This is a genomic window from Streptomyces sp. NPDC049687 (assembly GCF_044465285.1).
Classification (GTDB): domain Bacteria; phylum Actinomycetota; class Actinomycetes; order Streptomycetales; family Streptomycetaceae; genus Streptomyces.
Genome location: NZ_JBITLN010000001.1, coordinates 372,891 through 397,417, shown reverse-complemented (window position 1 = coordinate 397,417; position 24,527 = coordinate 372,891). Strand labels below are relative to the sequence as shown.

The 24,527-nt window shown below is 70.3% G+C and carries 20 protein-coding genes; 19 read left to right on the top strand and 1 reads right to left on the bottom strand.

Features of this window, described 5'->3' with window-relative positions; all coding sequences use genetic code 11:
* Positions 1–39: 39 nt before the first annotated feature.
* The 15 genes from ACIBVL_RS01825 (at position 40) to ACIBVL_RS01755 (ending at position 17,005) form a co-directional block, all read left to right on the top strand.
* Positions 40–612, top strand: coding sequence for a septum formation initiator family protein (locus ACIBVL_RS01825; RefSeq protein WP_399090134.1), 573 nt, complete (start codon positions 40–42; stop codon positions 610–612).
* A gap of 5 nt (positions 613–617) precedes the next feature.
* Positions 618–2,582 (top strand): peptidoglycan D,D-transpeptidase FtsI family protein, encoded by a 1,965-nt coding sequence (locus ACIBVL_RS01820; RefSeq protein WP_399090131.1) that lies wholly within the window; start codon positions 618–620, stop codon positions 2,580–2,582.
* A gap of 71 nt (positions 2,583–2,653) precedes the next feature.
* Positions 2,654–4,309: a UDP-N-acetylmuramoyl-L-alanyl-D-glutamate--2,6-diaminopimelate ligase gene (locus ACIBVL_RS01815; RefSeq protein WP_399090128.1), complete on the top strand. Its 1,656-nt coding sequence runs from the start codon at positions 2,654–2,656 to the stop codon at positions 4,307–4,309.
* 4 nt (positions 4,310–4,313) lie between these two features.
* Entirely contained in the window at positions 4,314–5,744 is a 1,431-nt protein-coding gene (gene murF, locus ACIBVL_RS01810) for a UDP-N-acetylmuramoyl-tripeptide--D-alanyl-D-alanine ligase (RefSeq protein ID WP_399090125.1), read from the top strand.
* Positions 5,741–6,814: a phospho-N-acetylmuramoyl-pentapeptide-transferase gene (gene mraY / locus ACIBVL_RS01805; protein WP_399090122.1), complete on the top strand. Its 1,074-nt coding sequence runs from the start codon at positions 5,741–5,743 to the stop codon at positions 6,812–6,814. Before murF ends, mraY begins: the two co-directional genes overlap by 4 nt.
* A complete protein-coding gene (gene murD, locus ACIBVL_RS01800) occupies positions 6,796–8,226 on the top strand; it encodes a UDP-N-acetylmuramoyl-L-alanine--D-glutamate ligase (protein ID WP_399090119.1) in 1,431 nt (476 codons plus the stop codon). The genes mraY and murD overlap by 19 nt, the downstream gene beginning before the upstream one ends.
* 122 nt (positions 8,227–8,348) lie before the next feature.
* Entirely contained in the window at positions 8,349–9,713 is a 1,365-nt protein-coding gene (gene ftsW / locus ACIBVL_RS01795; protein ID WP_399090116.1) for a putative lipid II flippase FtsW, read from the top strand.
* Positions 9,714–9,719: 6 nt separating this feature from the next.
* Positions 9,720–10,817, top strand: coding sequence for an undecaprenyldiphospho-muramoylpentapeptide beta-N-acetylglucosaminyltransferase (gene murG, locus ACIBVL_RS01790; protein WP_399090113.1), 1,098 nt, complete (start codon positions 9,720–9,722; stop codon positions 10,815–10,817).
* A gap of 21 nt (positions 10,818–10,838) precedes the next feature.
* Complete coding sequence (locus ACIBVL_RS01785) at positions 10,839–11,642, top strand: cell division protein FtsQ/DivIB (protein WP_399090110.1); 804 nt, start codon at positions 10,839–10,841, stop codon at positions 11,640–11,642.
* Positions 11,643–11,919: 277 nt separating this feature from the next.
* A complete protein-coding gene (gene ftsZ / locus ACIBVL_RS01780) occupies positions 11,920–13,116 on the top strand; it encodes a cell division protein FtsZ (RefSeq protein WP_399090107.1) in 1,197 nt (398 codons plus the stop codon).
* Positions 13,113–13,841 (top strand): peptidoglycan editing factor PgeF, encoded by a 729-nt coding sequence (gene pgeF, locus ACIBVL_RS01775; RefSeq protein ID WP_399090104.1) that lies wholly within the window; start codon positions 13,113–13,115, stop codon positions 13,839–13,841. Before ftsZ ends, pgeF begins: the two co-directional genes overlap by 4 nt.
* A 5-nt stretch (positions 13,842–13,846) precedes the next feature.
* Complete coding sequence (locus tag ACIBVL_RS01770; RefSeq protein WP_399090101.1) at positions 13,847–14,566, top strand: YggS family pyridoxal phosphate-dependent enzyme; 720 nt, start codon at positions 13,847–13,849, stop codon at positions 14,564–14,566.
* Between the two features lie 128 nt (positions 14,567–14,694).
* Positions 14,695–15,336, top strand: coding sequence for a cell division protein SepF (locus tag ACIBVL_RS01765; protein WP_399090098.1), 642 nt, complete (start codon positions 14,695–14,697; stop codon positions 15,334–15,336).
* Positions 15,337–15,408: 72 nt separating this feature from the next.
* Positions 15,409–15,693, top strand: a complete 285-nt coding sequence (locus tag ACIBVL_RS01760; RefSeq protein WP_399090095.1) for a YggT family protein — start codon at positions 15,409–15,411, stop codon at positions 15,691–15,693.
* 52 nt (positions 15,694–15,745) lie between these two features.
* Positions 15,746–17,005, top strand: a complete 1,260-nt coding sequence (locus ACIBVL_RS01755; protein ID WP_399090092.1) for a DivIVA domain-containing protein — start codon at positions 15,746–15,748, stop codon at positions 17,003–17,005.
* 162 nt (positions 17,006–17,167) lie between these two features.
* Here ACIBVL_RS01755 and ileS read toward each other — a convergent pair whose 3' ends face one another.
* The gene (gene ileS / locus ACIBVL_RS01750) at positions 17,168–20,305 is read right to left on the bottom strand and encodes an isoleucine--tRNA ligase (RefSeq protein ID WP_399090089.1); all 3,138 of its coding nucleotides are present in this window, start codon (positions 20,303–20,305) and stop codon (positions 17,168–17,170) included.
* A 602-nt stretch (positions 20,306–20,907) separates the two neighbouring features.
* Here ileS and ACIBVL_RS01745 point away from each other — a divergent pair.
* From ACIBVL_RS01745 to ACIBVL_RS01730, 4 genes are all read left to right on the top strand, one after another.
* Entirely contained in the window at positions 20,908–22,299 is a 1,392-nt protein-coding gene (locus ACIBVL_RS01745; protein ID WP_399090086.1) for a TraR/DksA C4-type zinc finger protein, read from the top strand.
* 67 nt (positions 22,300–22,366) lie between these two features.
* Positions 22,367–22,975 carry a signal peptidase II gene (gene lspA / locus ACIBVL_RS01740; RefSeq protein ID WP_399090083.1) on the top strand — a complete coding sequence of 203 codons (609 nt, stop codon included), beginning with the start codon at positions 22,367–22,369 and terminating at the stop codon, positions 22,973–22,975.
* An 87-nt stretch (positions 22,976–23,062) separates the two neighbouring features.
* Entirely contained in the window at positions 23,063–24,007 is a 945-nt protein-coding gene (locus ACIBVL_RS01735; RefSeq protein ID WP_399090080.1) for an RluA family pseudouridine synthase, read from the top strand.
* A complete protein-coding gene (locus ACIBVL_RS01730) occupies positions 24,004–24,477 on the top strand; it encodes a GNAT family N-acetyltransferase (RefSeq protein WP_399090077.1) in 474 nt (157 codons plus the stop codon). The genes ACIBVL_RS01735 and ACIBVL_RS01730 overlap by 4 nt, the downstream gene beginning before the upstream one ends.
* Positions 24,478–24,527: the final 50 nt, after the last annotated feature.

Below are 24,527 nucleotides of genomic sequence, written 5' to 3'. Positions count from 1 at the left end.
GCGGGCGAGGGTTGGAAAACCGGACTCCGGGGAGGGCGAGTGAGTAGGAAACCCGAACTGAAGGGCAGGGCCGCCCGGCTCGCACGTCTGTTCCCCGCCGGGCCGCGTCAGGCGGCCCGCACACCCTTCGTCCTTCTCGTCGTCCTCCTGCTCGGCGGCGGCCTCATCGGGCTGCTCGTGCTGAACTCCGCGCTCAGCGAGGGCGCGTTCCGGATGGACGACCTCCAGAAGGACACCAAGAACCTCACCGACGAGGAACAGGCGCTCCAGCGGGACATCGACTCCTACTCCGCCCCGGACGCCCTCCAGCGCCGCGCCCAGGAGCTCGGCATGGTCCCCGGCGGCGACCCCGCCTTCCTGGACCCCGACGGCACCGTGAAGGGCGTCCCCTCGGCCGCCGCCCAGCAGACCTCCCAGACCGCCGGGGTGGTACGGCCGCCCGAGGCTCTCACGCTCTCCCAGACGATCACGTCGCCGTCGGCGCAGTCGCCCGCTCCCGTCCTGTCGAGCGGCTCTCCCGCGCCGAACACGACTCCGCTGCCGAGCGGCGCTCCCGTGCAGGGCGCGGCCCCCGCTCCGACCGCAGCCCTTCCCACGACCCCCGGCAGGTGACGGAAGTGTCCGACAGGGAACCGCCCCGCCGTCGCGTGCCCGGCCCCGCCCGCTCCTCCCGCCCCGCCTCCGCCCAGCGGCGGCCGGGCCCCGGCGCCCGCCCGGCCCGCCGTCCGGCTCCGCCGCGCCCCCCTGCCCCGCGCATCATCCGGCTCGGCAGCCCCCGCCCCCGGCTGCGCATGGTCGGCCTCGCGCTGACCCTGGTGATGGCCGCCTTCGTCATCCGCCTCCTCCAGGTCCAGGCCGTGGACGCCGGCACCTACGCCGCCAAGGCGGACAGGAACCGCTACGTCGGCCAGGTGCTGGCCGCCGAGCGCGGCGAGATCACCGACCGCGGCGGGATCGCCCTCGCGAGCAGCGAGGACGCCTACGACATCACCGCCGACCCCACGATGTTCAACCGCGCGAACCTCAAGATCGACGACGGTCCCGAGCAGGCCGCGGCCCTCCTCGCGCCGATCCTCGGCCAGGAGCAGTCGACGCTGGTCAAGAAGTTGCGGCCGAAGGACGAGAAGGCGCGCTACGCCAAGCTCGCCAGCCGGCAGACCCCGCAGGTCTGGAAGCAGATCAAGGACCTGAAGGCCGCGCTCGGCGCCAAGGAGGGCGCGGACGGCACCACGGTCAACGTCCTCGCCGGGGTCTTCTCCGTTCCCAGCAGCAAGCGCGTCTACCCCAACGGCGACCTCGCCGCCTCCGTACTGGGCTGGGTCAACGCCGAGGGCAAGGGCGGCGGCGGTATCGAGCAGGAGCTGAACACGACCCTGGCCGGCAAGGACGGCAAGATCCGCTACGCCCAGTCCGGCGGCCGACAGGTGCCCACCGCGGGCGGCTCCACCGAGACCCCCGCCGTGCCGGGCTCCGACGTCGAGCTGACGATCGACCGGGACATCCAGTGGGCCGCCCAGAACGCCATCACCGAGCAGGTCGAGGCGTCCAAGGCGGACCGCGGCTACGTCGTCGTCCAGGACACCCGCACCGGCGAGATCCTCGCCATGGCCAACGCGCCCGGCTTCGACCCCAACGACCTCACGACCGCCAACCCGAACGCCCTGGGCAACGCGGCCCTCCAGGACGCCTACGAGCCCGGCTCCACCGCCAAGATCATGTCGATGGCCGCCGTCCTCGAGGAGAACGTCGCCACCCCGCTCACCCACGTCGTCGTACCGAACCGGCTGCACCGCGGCGACCGGCTCTTCAAGGACGACATCGACCACCCGACCTGGAACCTCACGCTCAACGGCGTGCTCGCCAAGTCCAGCAACATCGGCACCATCCTGGCCACCGGCCAGCTCGGCAAGACCCAGGCCGAGGCCAACCGGGTCCTCTACTCGTACCTGCGCAAGTTCGGCATCGGCAGCTACACCGGCGTCGACTTCCCCGGTGAGACGAAGGGCATCCTCGCCGCGCCGGACAAGTGGTCGACCTCGCAGCAGTACACGATTCCTTTCGGTCAGGGCGTGTCCCTCAACGCGCTCCAGGCGGCCTCCGTCTACTCGACCATCGCCAACGGCGGCGTACGCGTCGAGCCCACCCTGGTGCGCGGCACCCAGGGCCCCGACGGCCGCTTCGCTCCCGCCCCCGCGCCCGAGAAGACCAGGGTCGTCAGCGCGAAGACGGCGAAGACGCTCGCCCAGATGCTGGAGTCGGTCGTGGACGACCAGGAGGGAACCGGCACCAAGGCGCGCATCCCCGGCTACCGCGTCGCGGGCAAGACCGGTACCGCCAACCGCGTGGATCCGGCCACCGGCAAGTACAAGGGCTACACCTCGTCGTTCGCCGGTTTCGCGCCCGCGGACAAGCCCCGGGTCACCGTCTACTGCGCCATCCAGAACGCCACCCAGGGCAGCTACTTCGGTGGCCAGATCTGCGGCCCCGTCTTCAAACAGGTCATGGAGTTCGCCCTGAAGACCCTGCAGGTCCCGCCGACCGGCGCGAAGGCCGCCAGCCTCCCCGTCACCTTCACCCCCTGAAGCCAGCTCGTCCCCGCCCGCCCTGTCCCTGTCCACCGCTGTTCAGCGCCGAACCAGCCAGGAACCAGCCCGTGACCATGATCACTCCCGACCCCGGGAACCAGGCCCCGCCCGACTCCTCGCTTCGCCCGGAGGCGGGTGCGCCCGGTACGCTCACCGCCGTGCCACACGCTGATCAGTCCCCAACCACCCAGAAGGGCGCTTCCGTGACGTATCCGGGACCGCCCAGGCCGGTCCAGGTCTCCGCGACACCCCTCGCGGAGCTCGCCGGCCGGCTGGGGGCCGCCGTCGCGGAGAGCGCCACGACCGTCACGGGCATCACCCACGACTCGCGTGCCGTCCGCCCCGGCGACCTGTACGCCGCCCTCCCGGGCGCCCGTCTGCACGGCGCCGACTTCGTCACCCAGGCCGCCGGTCTCGGCGCGGTCGCCGTGCTGACCGACCCGACCGGCGCCGACCGCGCCGCCGCGACCGGTCTTCCGGTCCTGGTGGCCGACGACCCGCGGGCGCGGATGGGCGAGCTGGCGGCGACGATCTACGGCCGTCCGGGCCGGGATCTGCTCCAGATCGGCATCACCGGCACCTCCGGCAAGACCACCACGGCCTACCTCGTCGAGGGCGGTCTGAAGACCACCCGCGCCACCGGTCTCATCGGAACCGTCGAGATGCGCATCGGCGACGAGCGCATCAAGTCCGAGCGGACCACCCCCGAAGCCACCGACCTTCAGGCCCTGTTCGCCGTCATGCGCGAACGCGGCGTCGAGGCGGTAGCGATGGAGGTCTCCAGCCACGCCCTGGTCCTCGGACGGGTCGACGGCTGCGTCTTCGACATCGCCGTCTTCAACAACCTCAGCCCGGAGCACATGGAGTTCCACTCCGGCATGGAGGATTACTTCCGGGCCAAGGCGCAGCTGTTCACCCGGAAACGCAGCAAACTCGGCGTGGTCAACTTCGACGACGAGTACGGCCGCCGGCTGGTTCACGAGGCCGAGGTCCCGGTCGTCACCTTCTCCGCCGAGGGCCATCCCGACGCCGACTGGCGCGCGGCCGACGTCCACATCGGCCCGATGGACTCGACGTTCACCGTCCTCGGCCCGGACGGGGTGCGCGTCGCCGCCAGGTCGCCGCTGCCCGGCCCGTTCAACGTGGCCAACACCCTCGCCGCGATCGTCGCCCTCGCCGCCGCCGGAATCGACCCGCAGACCGCCGCCGACGGTGTCGCCGCCGTCCCGGGGGTGCCGGGCCGCCTGGAGCGCGTGGACGCCGGCCAGGCCTACCTCGCGGTCGTCGACTACGCCCACAAGACGGATGCCGTCGAATCGGTGCTCAAGGCGCTGCGCAAGGTCACCAAGGGCCGGTTGCACGTCGTCCTCGGCTGCGGCGGCGACCGGGACCGCACCAAGCGCGCCCCGATGGGCGCCGCCGTGGCCCGGCTCGCCGACACCGCCGTACTGACCTCCGACAACCCTCGCTCCGAGGACCCCCTCGCGATCCTCGCGACCATGCTCGAAGGCGCCGCGTCCGTGCCCGCGCACGAGCGCGGCGAGGTGCTCCTGTTCGAGGACCGGGCCGCCGCGATCGCCGCCGCCGTCACCCGCGCGCACGCCGGGGACACCGTGCTGGTCGCGGGCAAGGGTCATGAGCAGGGCCAGGACATCGCCGGGGTGGTCCGTCCGTTCGACGACCGCCAGGTGCTTCGCGAAGCTATCCAGCAGACCCAGGGATGAACTTGTGATCGCCCTCTCCCTCGCCGAGATCGCAGCAGTCGTCGGCGGGCAGACGCACGACATACCGGATCCGTCCGCGCAGGTCACCGGACCGGTCGTCCGGGACTCCCGCGAGGTGGCACCCGGCAGCCTCTTCGTCGCCTTCGTCGGCGAACGCGTGGACGGCCACGACTTCGCCGCCGCGGTCGTCGAGGCGGGTGCGGCGGCCGTACTGGCCTCGCGGCCCGTGGGCGTCCCCGCGATCGTCGTGGACGACGTCCAGGCCGCCCTCGGCGCCCTCGCCCGGCACGTCGTACGCAAGCTCGGCGCGACCCTCGTCGCGCTCACCGGCTCGGCCGGCAAGACGAGCACCAAGGACCTCATCGCGCAGGTGTTGCAGCGCAAGGCGCCGACCGTCTTCACGCCGGGCTCCCTCAACAACGAGATCGGGCTGCCGCTGACCGCCCTGTCGGCCACCGAGGAAACCCGGTTCCTGGTCCTCGAGATGGGCGCCCGGGGCATCGGACACATCCGCTACCTCACCGATCTGACGCCCCCGAAGATCGGCCTCGTCCTCAACGTCGGCACCGCCCACATCGGCGAGTTCGGCGGCCGCGAACAGATCGCACAGGCAAAGGGCGAGTTGGTCGAGTCCCTGCCCCCGGCCGGCGACGGCGGGGCCGCGATTCTCAACGTCGACGACCCGTTGGTCCGGGCCATGGCCTCCCGTACGAAGGCGAAGGTGGTCCTTTTCGGAGAGTCCGGCGAAGCGGACGTACGGGCCGAGAACGTACGACTCACGGACAGCGGACAGCCCTCCTTCAGACTTCACACACCCTCCGGGTGCAGTGACGTGACCATGCGCCTGTACGGTGAGCACCACGTGTCGAACGCGCTCGCCGCGGCCGCCGTCGCCCATGAGCTGGGCATGTCCGTCACTGAGATCGCCACCGCGCTCTCCGAGGCGGGCTCCCTCTCCCGCTGGCGGATGGAGGTCACCGAGCGCCCGGACGGCGTGACGATCGTCAACGACGCCTACAACGCGAACCCTGAGTCCATGCGAGCTGCTCTGCGTGCGCTGGCAGCCATGGGCGGAGCCTCACGGGCAAAGGGGGGCCGGACCTGGGCGGTGCTCGGCAAGATGGCCGAGCTCGGGGACGAGGCGCTCGCCGAGCACGACGCGGTCGGACGGCTCGCCGTCCGGCTCAACGTCAGCAAGCTCGTCGCGGTCGGGGGCAGGGAAGCCGCCTGGCTGCAACTGGGCGCATATAACGAGGGTTCGTGGGGTGAGGAGTCGGTGCACGTGTCCGACGCACAGGCGGCTGTCGACCTGTTGCGCAGCGAGTTGCGCCCGGGGGACGTCGTACTCGTGAAGGCGTCCCGTTCGGTCGGCCTCGAGAGCGTCGCGCAGGCGCTGCTCGCGACCGGTGCCGAGGGTGAGGTTTCCGCCCGATGATGAAGCAGATCCTGTTCGCGGGCGTCATCGGTCTCTTCCTGACGCTGATCGGCACCCCGCTGCTGATCAAGCTGCTCGCACGCAAGGGCTACGGCCAGTACATCCGCGACGACGGCCCGCGCGAGCACGCCAGCAAGCGCGGAACGCCGACCATGGGAGGCATCGCCTTCATCCTCGCGACGGTCGTCGCGTACTTCCTGTCCAAGGTGATCACCGGCAAGCCGCCGACCTTCTCCGGTCTGCTGGTGCTGGGTCTCATGTGCGGCATGGGCCTCGTCGGCTTCCTGGACGACTACATCAAGATCGTCAAGCGGCGTTCGCTGGGTCTGCGGGCCAAGGCGAAGATGGCCGGCCAGCTGATCGTCGGCATCGCCTTCGCGGTGCTCTCGCTGCAGTTCGCGGATGCCCGCGGCAACACCCCGGCCTCCACGAAGCTGTCGTTCATCACGGACTTCGGCTGGACGATCGGCCCGGTGCTGTTCGTCGTCTGGGCGCTGTTCATGATCCTCGCGATGTCCAACGGCGTGAACCTGACCGACGGTCTGGACGGCCTCGCCACCGGTGCCTCGGTCCTCGTCTTCGGCGCGTACACGTTCATCGGTGTCTGGCAGTACCAGGAGTCCTGCGCCAACGGCGAGACCCTGACCAACCCCAACGCCTGCTACGAGGTGCGCGATCCGCTCGACCTCGCGGTCGTCTCCGCCGCGCTGATGGGCGCCTGCCTGGGCTTCCTGTGGTGGAACACGTCGCCGGCCAAGATCTTCATGGGTGACACCGGTTCGCTCGCGCTCGGCGGTGTCCTGACCGGCCTGGCCATCTGCTCGCGCACCGAGCTGCTCGTGGCCATCATGGGTGGTCTGTTCGTCCTCATCACGATGTCGGTGGTCATCCAGGTCGGTTCGTTCCGGCTGACCGGGAAGCGGGTCTTCCGGATGGCGCCGCTCCAGCACCACTTCGAACTCAAGGGATGGTCCGAAGTCCTGGTCGTGGTCCGTTTCTGGATCATCCAGGGCATCTGTGTGATCGTCGGACTGGGTCTCTTCTACGCGGGATGGGCAGCAGACAAGTGACCGACTGGCAGGGGCTCTCCTGGGAGGGCAAGCACGTCACCGTCGCCGGGCTCGGCGTCTCCGGCGTCCCGGCGGCCAAGGTGCTGCACGGGCTCGGCGCGAAGGTCACCGTCGTCAACGACGGCGACGACGCACGCGCGCGTGAGCAGGCCGCCGAACTTCAGGCGCTCGGTGTCGCCGTGCGCCTCGGCGACGGGGCGACCCTGCCCGAAGGCACCGAACTCATCGTGACCGCACCGGGCTGGCAGCCCGACAAGCCGCTCTTCGCGGCGGCGGCCGAGGCGGGGGTGCCGGTCTGGGGCGACGTCGAACTCGCCTGGCGCCTGCGGCGCCCCGACGCGGCCCCCTGGCTCTGCGTCACCGGCACCAACGGCAAGACGACCACCACCCAGATGCTCGCCTCCATCCTGAAGGCGGCCGGCCTGCGCACGGCCGCCGTCGGCAACATCGGCGTCTCGCTGCTCGACGCGGTCCTCGGCGAGGAGGAGTACGACGTCCTGGCCGTCGAGCTCTCCAGCTATCAGCTGCACTGGGCGCCCTCCCTGCGCGCCCACTCGGCCGTCGTCCTCAACCTCGCCCCGGACCACCTCGACTGGCACGGCTCCATGGAGGCGTACGCCAGGGACAAGGGCCGTATCTACGAGGGCAATCGGGTCGCCTGCGTCTACAACGTCGCCGACAAGGCCACCGAGGACCTGGTGCGCGAGGCGGACGTCGAGGAGGGCTGCCGGGCCGTCGGCTTCACCCTCGGCACCCCGGGCCCCTCCCAACTCGGCGTCGTGGACGGCATCCTGGTCGACCGCGCCTTCGTCGAGAACCGGCAGAAGAACGCCCAGGAGCTCGCCGAGATCTCCGACGTCAACCCGCCGGTCCCGCACAACATCGCCAACGCCCTTGCCGCGGCGGCCCTCGCCCGGGCCTTCGGCGTGCCTCCCACGGCCGTACGGGACGGCCTGCGGGCCTTCACGCCGGACGCCCACCGCATCGCCCTTGTGGCCGACGTGGACGGCGTCGCGTACATCGACGACTCCAAGGCCACCAACACCCACGCCGCGGAAGCCTCGTTGGCGGCGTACGAGTCGATCGTGTGGATCGCCGGCGGGCTCGCCAAGGGCGCGACCTTCGACGAACTGGTCGCCAGGTCGGCACAGCGCCTTCGCGGAGTCGTCCTCATCGGCGCCGACCGCGCCCTGATCCGGGAAGCCCTCGCGCGACACGCCCCCGAAGTACCCGTCGTCGACCTCGACCGGACCGACACTGGGGCGATGCTCGCGGCTGTCCAGGAGGCCCGGCGGCTCGCCGTCGCAGGAGACACGGTGCTGCTCGCCCCGGCCTGCGCCTCCATGGACATGTTCGTCAACTACAAACAGCGCGGGGACGCGTTCGCTGAGGCAGTGCGCGAACTCGCCTGACGGCGGGTCTTTTGGAGGACGCGTGACTGTGTGGTTCGGGTGGGGGCGGGTGGGGGCTGGTCGCGCCCGCGCGGCGGAGCCGCAAATGTCATCGCCCCGCGCCCCCAGGGGGTGGCGGTCACGTGCCTGGTAGTCGTACCGGGCGGCCGCCCGTTCAGCGGGCCGTCCGTAGGCCCCCCGCCCCGCGGCCGGCCCGTGACAACCCGGTTCTACGGCTCTACACGCGTGCGCGTAAAGCCTGGGACCGGCCGCTGACCGCGTACTACGTGATCCTCGGCGGCAGTCTGCTGATCACCGTGCTCGGGCTGGTGATGGTGTACTCCGCCTCGCAGATCACCGCGCTGCAGATGTCCCTGCCGGGATCGTTCTTCTTCCGCAAGCAGTTCCTGGCCGCCTCCATCGGAGCCGTGCTGCTGCTGGTCGCCTCCCGGATGCCGGTCAAGCTGCACCGGGCGCTGGCCTACCCGATCCTCGCCGGAGCCGTCTTCATGATGGCCCTGGTGCAGGTGCCCGGGATAGGAATGGCCGTCAACGGCAACCAGAACTGGATCTCGCTCGGCGGCTCCTTCCAGATCCAGCCCAGCGAGTTCGGCAAGCTCGCCCTGGTGCTGTGGGGCGCCGACCTGCTCGCCCGCAAACAGGACAAGAAGCTGCTCGCGCAGTGGAAGCACATGCTGGTCCCCCTCGTACCGGTGGCCTTCATGCTGCTCGGGCTGATCATGCTCGGCGGCGACATGGGCACGGCGATCATCCTCACGGCGATCCTGTTCGGGCTGCTGTGGCTGGCGGGGGCGCCCACCCGGCTGTTCGTCGGCGTGCTGTCGATCGCCGCCGCCATCGGGATCCTCCTGATCAAGACCAGCCCGAACCGGATGGCCCGGCTGGCCTGCATCGGTGCCACCGAGCCCAGGTCCGGGGCCGCCGACTGCTGGCAGGCCGTCCACGGGATCTACGCTCTGGCCTCCGGCGGGATCTTCGGTTCCGGACTCGGGGCAAGTGTGGAGAAATGGGGTCAACTCCCCGAAGCCCACACCGACTTCATCTTCGCCGTCACAGGTGAGGAACTGGGTCTCGCGGGGACGCTGTCGGTCCTCGCCCTCTTCGCGGCTCTAGGCTATGCGGGTATCCGCGTGGCCGGACGCACGGAGGACCCCTTCGTGAGGTATGCCGCGGGAGGCGTGACCACCTGGATCACCGCGCAAGCGGTGATCAACATCGGTGCGGTGCTCGGTCTGCTGCCGATCGCCGGTGTCCCCCTCCCGCTGTTCTCCTACGGAGGGTCCGCCCTGCTGCCGACCATGTTCGCGATCGGGCTGCTGATCGCCTTCGCACGCGACGATCCCGCCGCGCGGGCGGCGCTTGCGATGCGGCAACCCCGCTTTGGTAGAAAGCGGGGGGCTGGGGGTTCCGCGCTGAAACGGGAACCCCGGAGATGGAACACGATGCGACGGCGTGCCTCGGCGGCGCGTTCGTCCGGAGAGCGGTGAATTTCGGTGCATGTCGTACTCGCTGGTGGGGGGACCGCCGGCCACATCGAGCCGGCGCTCGCCCTCGCGGATGCCCTGCGCAGGCAGGACCCCACCGTGGGGATCACGGCTCTGGGCACCGAGCGCGGTCTGGAGACCACGCTCGTTCCGCAGCGGGGCTACGAGCTCGCGCTGATCCCGGCCGTACCGCTGCCGCGCAAGCCCACCCCCGAACTGATCACCGTCCCGGGCCGGCTGCGCGGCACGATCAAGGCCGCCGAGCAGATCCTGGAGCGCACGAAGGCCGACGCCGTCGTCGGCTTCGGCGGCTATGTGGCGCTGCCCGGCTACCTCGCCGCCAAGCGTCTCGGGGTGCCGATCGTGGTCCACGAGGCCAACGCCCGCCCCGGCCTGGCCAACAAGATCGGCTCCCGGTACGCCGCCCGGGTCGCCGTCTCCACGCCCGACAGCAAGCTGCGGGACGCCCGCTACATCGGCATCCCGCTGCGCCGCTCCATCGCCACCCTGGACCGCGCCGCGGCCCGCCCCGAGGCCCGGCACATGTTCGGCCTCGACCCCAACCTGCCGACGCTGCTGGTCTCCGGCGGCTCGCAGGGCGCCCGCCGCCTCAACGAGGTCGTCCAGCAGGTCGCGCCCTGGCTGCAGCAGGCCGGCATCCAGATCCTGCACGCGGTCGGCCCGAAGAACGAACTGCCGCACGTCCAGCAGATGCCGGGAATGCCCCCCTACATCCCGGTACCGTACGTGGACCGGATGGACCTCGCGTACGCCGCCGCCGACATGATGCTCTGCCGCGCGGGCGCGATGACCGTCGCCGAGCTCTCCGCCGTCGGCCTGCCGGCCGCCTACGTCCCGCTGCCCATCGGCAACGGCGAACAGCGGCTGAACGCCCAGCCGGTGGTCAAGGCCGGCGGCGGACTCCTCGTCGACGACGCGGAACTCACCCCCGAGTGGGTCCGGGAGAACGTCCTGCCGGTGCTCGCCGACCCGCACCGGCTGTACGAGATGTCCCGCGCCGCCGGGGAGTTCGGCCGCCGGGACGCCGACGACCTGCTCGTCGGCATGGTGTACGAGGCGATCGCGGCAAGCCGCGCGCCTCGCTGACGTTCGAGGAAGGCAGGGAGCGTGGCCGGATCCACCACCGCCGAGCGCGGTGCACGCCAGGAGGAGTCGTCCGGCCCGCCCCTCGTCCGGAGGTTGGGTCCGCGCCGGCTCCGTATGATCATCATCCTTGTACTCGCCGTTGTCGTCCTCGGCGCGGGCGTCGTCTGGGTGTTGTACGGGTCCCCGTGGACGAGGGTCGAGCGGGTCTCGGTGTCCGGCACGGACGTTCTGACGCCCGACCAGGTGCGCGAGGCCGCCGCCGTACCGGTCGGATCGCCGCTGATTTCCGTCGACACCGGGGCGATCGAGACACGCCTGCGCGTGAACCTGCCCCGAATCGACGAGGTTGACGTGGTTCGTTCCTGGCCCCATGGAATCGGCCTGAAAGTGACTGAACGGCAGCCCGTTCTCCTCGTCCGAAAAGGGTCGAACTTCGTGGAAGTGGACGAGGAAGGCGTCCGTTTCGCCACGATTTCCGAAGCGCTGAAGAACGTACCGCTCCTCGAAATGGCCGCTTCCGCGCCGGATTCAGGCGGGTCGGGTGCCGCGAGCCTGCGCCGCTTCGGCGAGGACCGGCTCGTGCGCGAGGCGGTGAAGGCCGCGGGTGACATTCCGGCCGCGGTCGCGAGGCGGACCCGCGCCCTCAAGGTCCGTTCCTACGACGACATCTCCCTGGAGTTGACCGACGGCCGCACGGTCGCCTGGGGAAGCGCCGAGAAGGGCGCCTTGAAGGCCCGTACGCTCACCGCTCTCATGAAAGCCTCCCCGGCCGCGCGGCACTTCGATGTCAGCGCTCCCACGGCCCCCGCGTCAGCGGGGAGTTGACGCACATCCGCGCAGGCCAGCACCCTGGTTGGGCAGCGACACGGCTGATCACATAGGGTGAAAAGAAAAACGGGAGGTTCGGCGTGTTCGTTGAACGGGCGCCACTTGTCGACTTAGTGTCCTGTTCAGAAGACTCCAAGGAACAGACACACTGGTAACCCTAAACTTCAGCGTTAGGGTTCGGGTCGGCGAAACGGACCGTCCCATTCGGCATCAGTCGTCGGATCGCACCACCTGCGAGGCGGCGACACGTAACTCGAGGCGAGAGGCCTTCGACGTGGCAGCACCGCAGAACTACCTCGCAGTCATCAAAGTCATCGGTGTCGGCGGCGGTGGTGTCAATGCCATCAACCGGATGATCGAGGTCGGTCTCAAGGGCGTCGAGTTCATCGCCATCAACACCGACGCTCAGGCGCTGTTGATGAGCGACGCCGACGTCAAGCTAGACGTCGGCCGCGAACTCACCCGCGGACTCGGCGCCGGCGCCAACCCGGCCGTCGGCCGCAAGGCGGCCGAGGACCACCGCGAGGAGATCGAGGAGGTCCTCAAGGGGGCCGACATGGTCTTCGTGACGGCCGGTGAAGGCGGCGGCACCGGCACCGGCGGCGCGCCCGTCGTGGCCAACATCGCCCGCTCCCTGGGCGCCCTCACCATCGGCGTGGTCACCCGACCGTTCACCTTCGAGGGGCGGCGCCGGGCCAACCAGGCCGAGGACGGCATCGCCGAACTCCGCGAAGAGGTCGACACCCTCATCGTCATCCCCAACGACCGACTGCTGTCCATCTCGGACCGCCAGGTCTCGGTCCTGGACGCCTTCAAGTCGGCCGACCAGGTCCTGCTCTCCGGTGTCCAGGGCATCACCGACCTGATCACCACCCCCGGTCTGATCAACCTCGACTTCGCCGACGTCAAGTCGGTCATGTCCGAGGCCGGTTCGGCCCTCATGGGCATCGGCTCGGCCCGCGGCGACGACCGCGCGGTGGCCGCCGCCGAGATGGCGATCTCCTCGCCGCTCCTGGAGGCCTCCATCGACGGCGCCCGGGGCGTCCTGCTCTCCATCTCCGGCGGCTCCGACCTCGGCCTGTTCGAGATCAACGAGGCCGCTCAGCTGGTCAGCGAGGCCGCCCACCCCGAGGCCAACATCATCTTCGGCGCGGTCATCGACGACGCGCTCGGCGACGAGGTCCGGGTCACGGTCATCGCGGCCGGCTTCGACGGCGGACAGCCCCCGGCCCGCCGGGACAACGTCCTCGGCTCGTCCTCGGCCTCCACCCGCCGTGAGGAGCCCACTCCGGTACGGCAGCCGGAGAGCCGCCCGTCCTTCGGCTCGCTCGGCAGCGTCACGCCGAAGGAGGAGCCGGAGCCGGCGCCCGAGCCGGTGGCCGACCTCCCGGTCTCCCCTCCGGTGCCGCCGTCGCGGACCTACTCGGACAGCGCGGCCGAGGAGCTGGACGTGCCGGACTTCCTGAAGTGATAGGTCTGCGCGGAGACGCGAGCGGCGCGCACTTCGCCTTCACCGACCGGTGGGGCGGGGTGAGCGCCGCTCCGTATGAGGAGCTCAACCTCGGCGGCGCGGTCGGCGACGACCCCGCGGCCGTGCGCACCAACCGGGAGCTGGCCGCCAAGTCGCTGGGGCTGGATCCTGGAGACGTGGTCTGGATGAACCAGGTGCACGGCGCCGACGTGGCCGTCGTCGACGGGCCCTGGGGGGACGAGCCGGTGCCGCGGGTCGACGCGATCGTCACCGTGCGGCGCGGGCTCGCCCTCGCCGTCCTCACCGCCGACTGCGCCCCCGTCCTGCTCGCCGACCCGGTCGCCGGGGTCGCCGCCGCGGCGCACGCCGGCCGGCCCGGCATGGTCGCCGGGGTCGTCCCCGCCGCCGTACGGGCCATGGTGGAGCTCGGTGCCGAGCCGTCCCGGATCGTCGCCCGCACCGGACCCGCCGTCTGCGGGCGGTGCTACGAGGTGCCGGAGGCGATGCGGGCCGAGGTCGCCGCCGTCGAGCCGGCGGCGCACGCCGAGACGAACTGGGGCACGCCCGCGGTCGACGTGACCGCCGGGGTGCACGCCCAGCTCGACCGGCTCGGGGTGCGCGACCGGGAGCAGTCGCCGGTGTGCACCCGGGAGTCGGAGGATCACTTCTCGTACCGCCGCGACCGCGCCACGGGGCGACTCGCGGGATATGTCTGGCTGGACTGATGGGCATGGCGGACCGCAAGGACGAACTAGCCGGAAATCTGGCGAAGGTGGAGGAGCGCATCGCCCGCGCGTGCGCGGCCGCCGGACGGGGACGGGAGGACGTGACCCTGATCGTGGTCACCAAGACCTACCCCGCGAGCGATGTGCGGATGCTGGCGGAGCTCGGAGTGCGCCATGTCGCCGAGAACAAGGACCAGGACGCCGCGCCCAAGGCCGCGACTTGCTCGGACCTGTCTCTTTCCTGGCACTTCGTCGGCCAGTTGCAGACCAACAAGGTGCGATCCGTGGTCGGGTACGCGGACTTCGTGCAGTCCGTCGACCGGTCCCGGTTGGTGACCGCGCTGTCGAAGGAGGCGGTGCGGGCGGACCGCGAGGTCGGATGTCTGATCCAGGTCGCCCTTGACGCGGGTGAGAGCGCGCGGGGGGACCGGGGTGGCGTGGCACCGGGCGGAGTCGGGGAGTTGGCCGACCTCGTCGCCGGCTCGCCGGGGCTGCGGCTGGCCGGACTGATGACCGTCGCACCCCTGACCGGGGAATACGCGGGACGCCAACGAGCCGCCTTCGAGCGGTTGATGGATTTGTCGACTGACCTGCGCCGAGCCCATCCGGCTGCGAACATGGTCTCTGCAGGGATGAGTGCGGACCTCGAGGAGGCCGTGGCGGCCGGGGCGACACATGTGCGCGTCGGCACTGCGGTACTCGGAGTCCGCCCCAGGCTCGGGTAACGTCGCCAGGAAGTCGGACCACAGCAGAAAATATGGTCATTTCCGTCGAAAGGCGGGCACAAGGGCCACGTGGATCGCGGGACTTGGCAGTCGAAAGCCGATCCACCACAGAGCGGAGGACTCAGAGCATGGCCGGCGCGATGCGCAAGATGGCGGTCTACCTCGGCCTCGTGGAGGACGATGGGTACGACGGCCGGGGATTCGACCCCGATGACGACTTCGAACCCGAGCTCGACCCGGAACCCGAACGGGATCACCGGCGACACGAGCCGTCCCACCAGTCACACGGAGCACACCAGTCCCAAAGGGATGAAGAGGTGCGAATCGTGCAGCCGCCCGCGCCGCGTGAGCCGGTGGCCCGGTCCTCCGCGGCGGTCGCGGAATCCGGGCGCCCGGCGCGCATCGCGCCCGTGGCATCCATCACACAAGAACGTCAGTCCCTGGAGAAGAACGCACCGGTGATCATGCCCAAGGTCGTGTCGGAACGAGAGCCGTACCGGATCACCACACTCCACCCCCGGACCTACAACGAGGCCCGTACCATCGGGGAACACTTCCGTGAAGGCACCCCGGTGATCATGAATCTGACTGAGATGGATGACACGGACGCGAAGCGACTTGTCGACTTTGCGGCCGGTTTGGTGTTTGGTCTTCACGGCAGCATCGAGCGGGTGACCCAGAAGGTGTTCCTGTTGTCTCCTGCTAACGTCGATGTCACGGCGGAGGACAAGGCCCGCATCGCAGAGGGCGGGTTCTTCAACCAGAGCTGAGACGTATGACCGGAAAAGCAGTACAGAGCAGTACCGAACGGCACGGAAACAGGGGAGAGGGAAGCACCGAACATGGGCGTGGTCCTGGATGTCGTCTACATCGCCTTGATGGTGTTCCTCATCGTGCTCATCTTCCGGTTGGTCATGGACTACGTCTTTCAGTTCGCCCGCTCATGGCAGCCCGGCAAGGCGATGGTGGTCGTTCTGGAGGCCACCTACACTGTCACCGATCCACCGCTCAAGCTTCTGCGGCGGGTCATCCCGCCGCTGCGTCTCGGGGGCGTGGCGCTCGACCTGTCCTTCTTCGTACTGATGATCATCGTCTACATCCTGATCACGATCGTGAGTGGGCTGTGAGCGATGTGAACTACCGTCTTGCCGATGCCGACGACTACGTTGAGGTGAAGAGATGCCGTTGACCCCCGAGGACGTGCGGAACAAGCAGTTCACGACCGTCCGCCTCCGAGAAGGCTATGACGAGGACGAGGTCGATGCCTTCCTCGATGAGGTCGAAGCCGAACTGACCCGCCTGCTACGCGAGAACGAGGACCTGCGGGCCAAACTGGCCGCGGCCACGCGTGCTGCTGCCCAGAATCAGCAGAACATGCGCAAGCCGCCGGAGCCGCAGGACCAGCAGGGCGGTATGCCTCAGCAGGGTGGCATGCAGCAGGGCGGTATGCAGCAGGGCGGCATGCCGGGTGGCATGCAGCAAGGCGGCATGCAGCAGGGCGGTATGCAGCAGGGCGGCATGCCCCAGCAGGGGATGCCGCAGCAGGGCATGCGAGGTCCCGGCGCCCCGGTGCCCGCCGGCATATCGGGCCCGCCGCAGCAGCAGATGGGTGGCCCCATGGGTGGTCCGCCCCAGCTGCCGAGCGGTGCCCCGCAGCTGCCCGCCGGCCCCGGCGGTCAGGGTGGTCCGCAGGGTCCCGGCCCGATGGGTCAGGGTCCGATGGGCCAGGGCCCCATGGGTGGCCCGATGGGCGGTCAGCCCCCCATGCAGCAGCAGATGGGTGGCCCGATGGGCGGCCCCATGGGCGGTCCGATGGGCGGCCCCGGTCAGGGCCCCGGTGGCGACAGCGCCGCCCGTGTCCTCTCGCTGGCCCAGCAGACCGCCGACCAGGCGATCGCCGAGGCCCGCTCCGAGGCGAACAAGATCGTCGGCGAGGCCCGCAGCCGCGCCGAGGGTCTCGAGCGTGACGCCCGTGCCAAGGCCGACGCCCTGGAGCGGGACGCGCAGGAGAAGCACCGTGTCGCCATGGGCTCCCTGGAGTCCGCCCGCGCGACGCTGGAGCGCAAGGTCGAGGACCTGCGCGGCTTCGAGCGCGAGTACCGTACGCGCCTGAAGTCGTACCTCGAGTCGCAGCTGCGTCAGCTGGAGACCCAGGCCGACGACTCCCTCGCTCCGCCGCGCACCCCGGCCGCAGCCTCCCTGCCGCCGTCCCCGGCGCCTTCCATGGCTCCGGCCGGCGCGAGCGCCCCGTCCTACGGCTCCGGTGCGCCCGGTGGCATGGGTGCGCCCGGCCCCGCCGCGCCGTCCTACGGCGGGCAGCAGCAGATGTCCCCGGCCATGACTCAGCCGATGGCGCCGGTACGTCCGCAGGGTCCCTCCCCGATGGGCCAGGCTCCCTCGCCGATGCGTGGCTTCCTCATCGACGAGGACGACAACTGACGGCCAGTAGTACGCCTTAGGCGTCGGCAGCGTTCAAAGGGCGGGCCCCGGATTCCGATCCGGGGCCCCGCCCTTTTTCACGCGTGTTGACGATGTTGACGGAGTTGCCTGAGATGTCGAAGGGCCCGGTTCCCTCGGGAACCGGGCCCTTCCTGTACGCCGTTACGCCTTGCGCAGGCGGAACGTCAGGGTGAGGCCCTCGTCGGTGAACGGCCGGCCGTAGGTGTCGTCGCCGTCGCCCTGGGCGAAGTCGGTCGACAGCACCTCGTCGGCGATCAGGGCGGAGTTGCCGGTCAGGGCGTCGACGGTGGCCGGGTCGGTCGCGGTCCAGCGGAGCGCGATACGGTCGGCGACGTCGAGGCCGCTGTTCTTGCGGGCCTCCTGGATCAGGCGGATCGCGTCACGGGCCAGGCCCGCGCGGCGCAGCTCCTCGGTGATCTCCAGGTCGAGGGCGACCGTCGCACCGGAGTCGGAGGCGACCGACCAGCCCTCGCGCGGGGTCTCCGTGATGATCACCTCGTCGGGGGCGAGGGTGATCGTCTCACCGTCGACCTCCACCGACGCGGTGCCCTCCCGCAGGGCGAGGGAGAGCGCGGCCGCGTCGGCATTCGCCACGGCCTTCGCCACGTCCTGGACCCGCTTGCCGAACCGCTTGCCCAGGGCGCGGAAGTTGGCCTTGGCGGTGGTGTCGACCAGCGACCCGCCGACCTCGGAGAGGGAAGCGAGGGACTCGACGTTCAGTTCCTCCGTGATCTGCGTGTGCAGCTCGGGGGAGAGCGCGTCGAAGCCGGTGGCCGCGATGAGGGCGCGGCTCAGCGGCTGGCGGGTCTTCACGCCCGACTCCGCGCGTGTGGCACGGCCCAGCTCCACCAGTCGGCGGACCAGGACCATCTGCTTCGACAGCTCCGGGTCGATCGCGGAGAGGTCCGCCTCCGGCCAGGGGGAGAGATGGACGGACTCCGGTGCGCCGGGGGTGACCGGCACGACCAGGTCCTGCCAGACCCGCTCGGTGATGAACGGGGTCAGTGGCGCCATCAGCTTGGTGACCGTCTCCACGACCTCGTGCAGGGTGCGCAGCGCGGCCTTGTCGCCCTGCCAGAAGCGGCGGCGGGAGCGGCGGACGTACCAGTTGGACAGGTCGTCGACGAACGCCGAGAGCAGCTTGCCGGCGCGCTGGGTGTCGTAGGCCTCCAGGGCCTGCGTCACCTGGTCGGTGAGCGCGTGGAGCTCGGAGAGCAGCCAGCGGTCCAGGAGCGGGCGGTCGGCCGGGGCCGGGTCGGCCTCGCTCGGCGCCCACTCGGAGGTACGGGCGTACAGCGCCTGGAAGGCGACCGTGTTCCAGTACGTGAGGAGCGTCTTGCGCACGACCTCCTGGATGGTGCCGTGGCCCACCCTGCGGGCCGCCCACGGGGAGCCGCCGGCCGCCATGAACCAGCGCACCGCGTCCGCGCCGTGCTGGTCCATCAGTGGGATCGGCTCCAGGGTGTTGCCCAGGTGCTTGGACATCTTGCGGCCGTCCTCGGCGAGGATGTGGCCCAGGCAGACGACGTTCTCGTACGACGACTTGTCGAAGACCAGGGTGCCGACCGCCATCAGCGTGTAGAACCAGCCGCGGGTCTGGTCGATGGCCTCGGAGATGAACTGCGCCGGGTAGCGGGATTCGAACAGGTCCTTGTTCTTGTACGGATAGCCCCACTGCGCGAACGGCATCGAACCCGAGTCGTACCAGGCGTCGATGACCTCCGGCACACGCGTGGCCGTCTTTCCGCAGCCTCCCTGGGGGCAGGCGAAGGTGACCGCGTCGATGTACGGGCGGTGCGGGTCCAGCTCGGACTGGTCGGTGCCGGTCCGTTCGGTGAGCTCCGCGCGCGAGCCGACGACCGTGAGGTGATCGTCCTCGCAGCGCCAGATCGGCAGCGGGGTGCCCCAGTAGCGGCTGCGGGAGAGCGCCCAGTCGATGTTGTTGTTCAGCCAGTCGCCGAAGCGGCCGTGCTTGACCGTGTCCGGGAACCAGTTCGTCTTCTCGTTCTCCTGGAGGAGGCGGTCCTTGATGGCCGTGGTGCGGATGTACCAGGACGGCTGCGCGTAGTAGAGGAGCGCGGTGTGGCAGCGCCAGCAGTGCGGGTAGCTGTGCTCGTACGGGATGTGCCTGAAGAGGAGGCCGCGCTGCTGGAGGTCCTCGGTGAGCTGTTCGTCCGCCTTCTTGAAGAAGACGCCGCCGACCATCGGGACGGACTCCTCGAAGGTGCCGTCCGGGCGGACCGGGTTCACCACCGGCAGGCCGTAGGAGCGGCAGACCCTGAGGTCGTCCTCACCGAAGGCGGGGGACTGGTGGACCAGACCCGTACCGTCCTCGGTCGTCACGTACTCGGCGTTGACCACGTAGTGGGCCGGTTCCGGGAACTCAACCAGCTCGAACGGACGTTGGTAGGTCCAGCGCTCCATTTCGGCGCCGGTGAAGCTCTGGCCGGTGGTCTCCCAGCCCTCGCCGAGTGCCTTGGCGACGAGGGGCTCGGCGACGACGAGCTTCTCCTCGCCGTTGGCGGCGACGACGTAGGTGACCTCGGGGTGCGCGGCCACGGCCGTGTTGGAGACCAGGGTCCACGGGGTCGTCGTCCACACCAGGAGCGCGGCCTGGCCGGCGAGCGGACCGGAGGTGAGCGGGAAACGGACGTACACGGACGGGTCGACGACCGTCTCGTAGCCCTGGGCCAGCTCGTGGTCGGAGAGGCCGGTGCCGCAGCGGGGGCACCACGGGGCGACACGGTGGTCCTGGACCAGCAGGCCCTTGTTGAAGATCTCCTTGAGCGACCACCAGACCGACTCGACGTACTCCGGGTCCATGGTCCGGTAGGCGTCGTCCAGATCGACCCAGTAGCCCATGCGGGTCGTCAGCTCGGTGAAGGCGTCGGTGTGCCGGGTCACGGACTCGCGGCACTTGGCGTTGAACTCGGCGATGCCGTACGTCTCGATGTCCTGCTTGCCGCTGAAGCCGAGTTCCTTCTCGACCGCCAGCTCCACCGGGAGGCCGTGGCAGTCCCAGCCGGCCTTGCGGGCCACGTGGTAGCCGCGCATGGTGCGGAATCGGGGGAAGACGTCTTTGAAGACGCGTGCCTCGATGTGGTGGGCGCCCGGCATGCCGTTGGCGGTGGGCGGGCCCTCGTAGAACACCCACTCGGGGCGGCCCTCGGACTGCTCCAGGCTCTTGGCAAAGATCTTCTGCTCGCGCCAGAAGTCGAGCACCGCGTGCTCGAGGGCGGGCAGGTCGACCTGGGCGGGCACCTGACGGTACTGCGTCATCGATCTTCCTCCGGCGGACGTACTGCCTTCCGTCGGAGGGACGAGAGCCATCGTGCCTGTCTACGCCGTGTGCGGCGCGCTCCCGCGGTACCACCCTCCTTGGCCCTCCGATGCGCCGTACGCTCCGGTGAGCCCCCTCATTGGGGTCGCGATGCCGGTTCTACCAGCCCTTGGGCCTTCTTCCGGCGGCTCCGGGGTGATCTTCACGTCGCGCTCGCCCCCGGGCTTCCACCGTCCCCGGGTCGCTCTGGGCTGCGTACGCCGCTACTCGTCCCCATCCACGCTTTTCGCTCCGCCCAGTGTACGGCTCCGCACCGACAGCGGCCGACCGCTTTTCGGTGTCCCGGGCCGCGGGGCGCCACGGAGGGTGGGATACCCCGAATGGCGGGCCTCTCGACGGGGTACGCGTGTTCGGATTCCCGGGCCGGGCGGCTCGGCGGATTACCCGGCGGGGAGCTGGGCACAACGCAGGCAGGCCGGCCGCGTGGCGTGTGCGAGGCGGGCGATTCGGGCGGTGTGCCCCGTTGCCGAGCGCCTCAAGTCGATTTATCGTCCCAGCACGATTCGCGCGCAAGATCACAATATGTGAAGGGGCCGCGGCCATGGTGGCGAAGAAGACCGCCGTACAGCAGTCGGCGTCCGGCAGGTCCACGAGAGCCTCCGGCGGTGCGGCCAAGGACGTCGGCGGGAAGAAGAGCACGCGGGGAGAGGGCACGGGGCGTGCCGCCACGGCGGTGAAGACCGTGCGGGCGGCGGTCGGCGGGGGCGCCGCGACGACCAGGAAAACGGTGACCAAGAAGGCGGTGGCCAAGGAAGCCGCGACCAAGAAGGCGGTGGCCACGAAAGCGGTGGCCGAGGAGGCCGCGACCAAGGAGTCTGCGGCCAAGAAGGCGGTGACCAAGAAGGCGGTGGCCAAGGAAACGGCCACCAAGGAGGCCGCGACCACGAAGTCCGTGGCCAAGAAGGTGGCTGGGAGGGAAGCGACCGCCAGGAAGAGGGCCACCAAGGAGGCCGCGACCAAGAAGTCCGCGACCAAGGAGGCCGCGACCACGAAGTCCGTGGCCAAGAAGGTGGCTGGGAAGGAAGCGACCGCCAGGAGGGCCGCCAAGGAGAGCGCCGCTGAGAAGAGCACCGCCGGGAAGGCTGCTGCCAAGAAGGCAGGGGCCGAGCGGGCGGGCGGCAGGAAACCCTTGGGGAAGAAGACCGCTGCCAAGAAGGCGGCGGTGCAGGAGATCGCCGTCGAGGAGACGGTCGCTCCGACGGCGGCCGCGAAGAAGGCGGCTGCCAAGAAGACGGCTGCCAAGAAGACGGCCGCCCCCCGCACAGCCGCCAAGAAGACGGCCGCCCCCGGAACAGCCGCCGGAAAGGCGGTCGGCAAGAAGGCCGCGGCCCAAAAGGCCGTTGTCGTCGGGAAGGCCGCCGACGCCGAGGGCGTGGTTGCGGCGGGTGCGGGAAAGAAGAGCACGGCCAAGAAGGTGGGCGCGGCCTCGGCCGCGGAGCAGACGGGAGCCACGACAGTGGTTGCGAAGAAGACTCCTGGCACGGCCACGGCGGCGCAGACCGCCGTTCCCAAGGCACGCCTCGCCGCAGCGGAACCGGGCGACCTCGCGGTCCGCCCCGGGGAGGAGCCATGGACACCGGAGGAGGTCGAGGAGGCCCGCGCCGAGCTGCAGTCCGAGCAGGAGCGGCTGCGGGCGGAGCTCGCCTCGTCCGAGGCGGCCCTGGTGGGCCTCATGCGGGACTCCGGGGACGGGGCCGGCGACGACCAGGCGGACACCGGCACGAAGAACATCACGCGCGAGCACGAACTGGCGCTGGCCGCCAACGCGCGCGAGATGCTGATCCAGACCGAGCACGCCCTGGAACGGCTGGACGCCGGTACCTACGGCCTGTGCGAGAACTGCGGCGAACCCATCGGCAAGGCCAGGATGCAGGCCTTCCCCAGGGCCACGCTGTGCGTCGAGTGCAAGCAGAAACAGGAGCGCCGGTACTGATCGCGTGCGTGTGCGGGGGTGTGTCGTACCCTCGTCCTCAGTCAGGTACCTAGGTTGAGGGACTCACGTGGCAGAGGCGGAGCGCATCATCGGTACGCCGGATACCCCAGAGGCGGCAGGAGCCGGGCCGGAGCAGTCGTCCGGTCTGGACCTCCCGGACGGGCAGGAGAGCACCGAGGCGCGGCCCAGGGGCAAGCGCCGTATCGCCGTGCTCTTCGCCGTCGCCGCTTTCGCGTACGCCGTCGACCTGGTCAGCAAGATGATCGTGGTCGCCAAGCTGGAGCACCACGCGCCGATCGAGATCGTCGGGGACTGGCTGAAGTTCGAGGCCATCCGCAACGCGGGCGCGGCCTTCGGCTTCGGCGAGGCCTTCACGGTCATCTTCACGGTGATCGCGGCGGCGGTGATCGTGGTGATCGCCCGTCTCGCCCGCAAGCTCTACAGCCTGCCCTGGGCGGTCGCGCTGGGCCTGCTGCTCGGCGGTGCGCTGGGCAACCTCACCGACCGGATCTTCCGTTCGCCGGGTGTCTTCGAGGGCGCGGTCGTGGACTTCATCGCGCCGAAGCACTTCGCGGTCTTCAACCTCGCCGACTCGGCGATCGTGTGCGGCGGCATCCTGATCGTGCTGCTGTCCTTCAAGGGGCTGGACCCGGACGGCACCGTCCACAAGGACTGATCCACAGGGAGCGATCGACAGGACTGATCAACAGGGACCGAGGGCCTTGTTGACGGGGCTGTCGGAGGTGTCCGGCATACTCGACGGGTGAGCACGATTCCCGAGATCCGTACCCTGCCCGTGCCGGACGGCCTGGAGGGCGAGCGCGTCGACGCCGCCATCTCCCGTATGTTCGGTTTCTCCCGTACGAAGGCCGCGGAGCTCGCCGCGGCGGGGAAGGTCTCGGTCGACGGCTCGGTGGTCGGCAAGTCCGAGCGGGTGCACGGCGGCGCCTGGCTCGAGGTCGAGATGCCGCAGGCGCCCGCGCCGGTGCAGATCGTCGCCGAGCCGGTCGAGGGCATGGAGATCGTGTACGACGACGACGACGTGGTCGTGATCGTCAAGCCGGTGGGCGTGGCCGCGCACCCGTCGCCCGGCTGGAGCGGCCCGACCGTCATCGGCGGCCTGGCCGCCGCCGGCTACCGGATCTCCACCTCCGGTGCCGCCGAGCGCCAGGGCATCGTGCACCGCCTCGACGTCGGCACGTCGGGCCTGATGGTGGTCGCCAAGTCGGAGCGCGCGTACACCTCGCTCAAGCGCCAGTTCAAGGAGCGCACGGTCGACAAGCGCTACCACACGCTCGTCCAGGGCCACCCGGACCCGACGAGCGGCACCATCGACGCGCCCATCGGCCGGCATCCGCACCACGACTACAAGTGGGCGGTCACCGCCGACGGCAAGCCGTCCGTGACGCACTACGACCTGATCGAGGCGTTCCGCGCCGCTTCCCTGCTGGACGTGAAGCTGGAGACCGGCCGCACCCACCAGATCCGCGTCCACATGGCGGCCCACCGCCACCCCTGCGTCGGCGACCTCACCTACGGAGCCGACCCGACGCTCGCCAAGCGACTGCGGCTGACCCGCCAGTGGCTGCACGCGGTACGGCTGGGCTTCGAGCACCCCGGCGACGGACAGTGGGCGGAGTTCGCCAGCGACTACCCCGCCGACCTGCAGAAGGCCCTCGACCAGGTCCGCGAGGAGACCTACGGATGAGCGGCACGCGCGCGTACGTGGTCCGTGTGGCCGAGGACCCCGCCGATCTGGAGGCGTGCTTCGCGGTGCGCAAGGAGGTCTTCGTCGGCGAGCAGGGCGTACCGGAGGACCTGGAGTACGACGCGTACGACGCCGGCGCGGTGCATGTGCTGGCGGTGCGTGAGGACGGCGTACCGCTCGGGACCGGGCGGCTGCTGCACGGCGAGGCGGCCGCCGCGCGGACCGGCGGCGATCCCTCGGTGGGTTCGCTGGGGCGGCTCGCGGTGACGCGGGAGGCGCGCGGGCTCGGCGTCGGCGTCGCGCTCGTACGGGCCATCGAGGAGGCGGCACACGCACGGGGGCTCACGGCCGTGGACCTGCACGCGCAGACACGGGCGCTCGGGTTCTACGAGCGGCTGGGGTACGAGGCCTACGGGCCGGAGGACATGGAGGCGGGCATTCCGCACCGGTCCATGCGGCGTTGTCTGTAGGGACGGTGGCCGTGCGAGGCTGGAGGTCTGGATGTACTTGATCGTCTAGA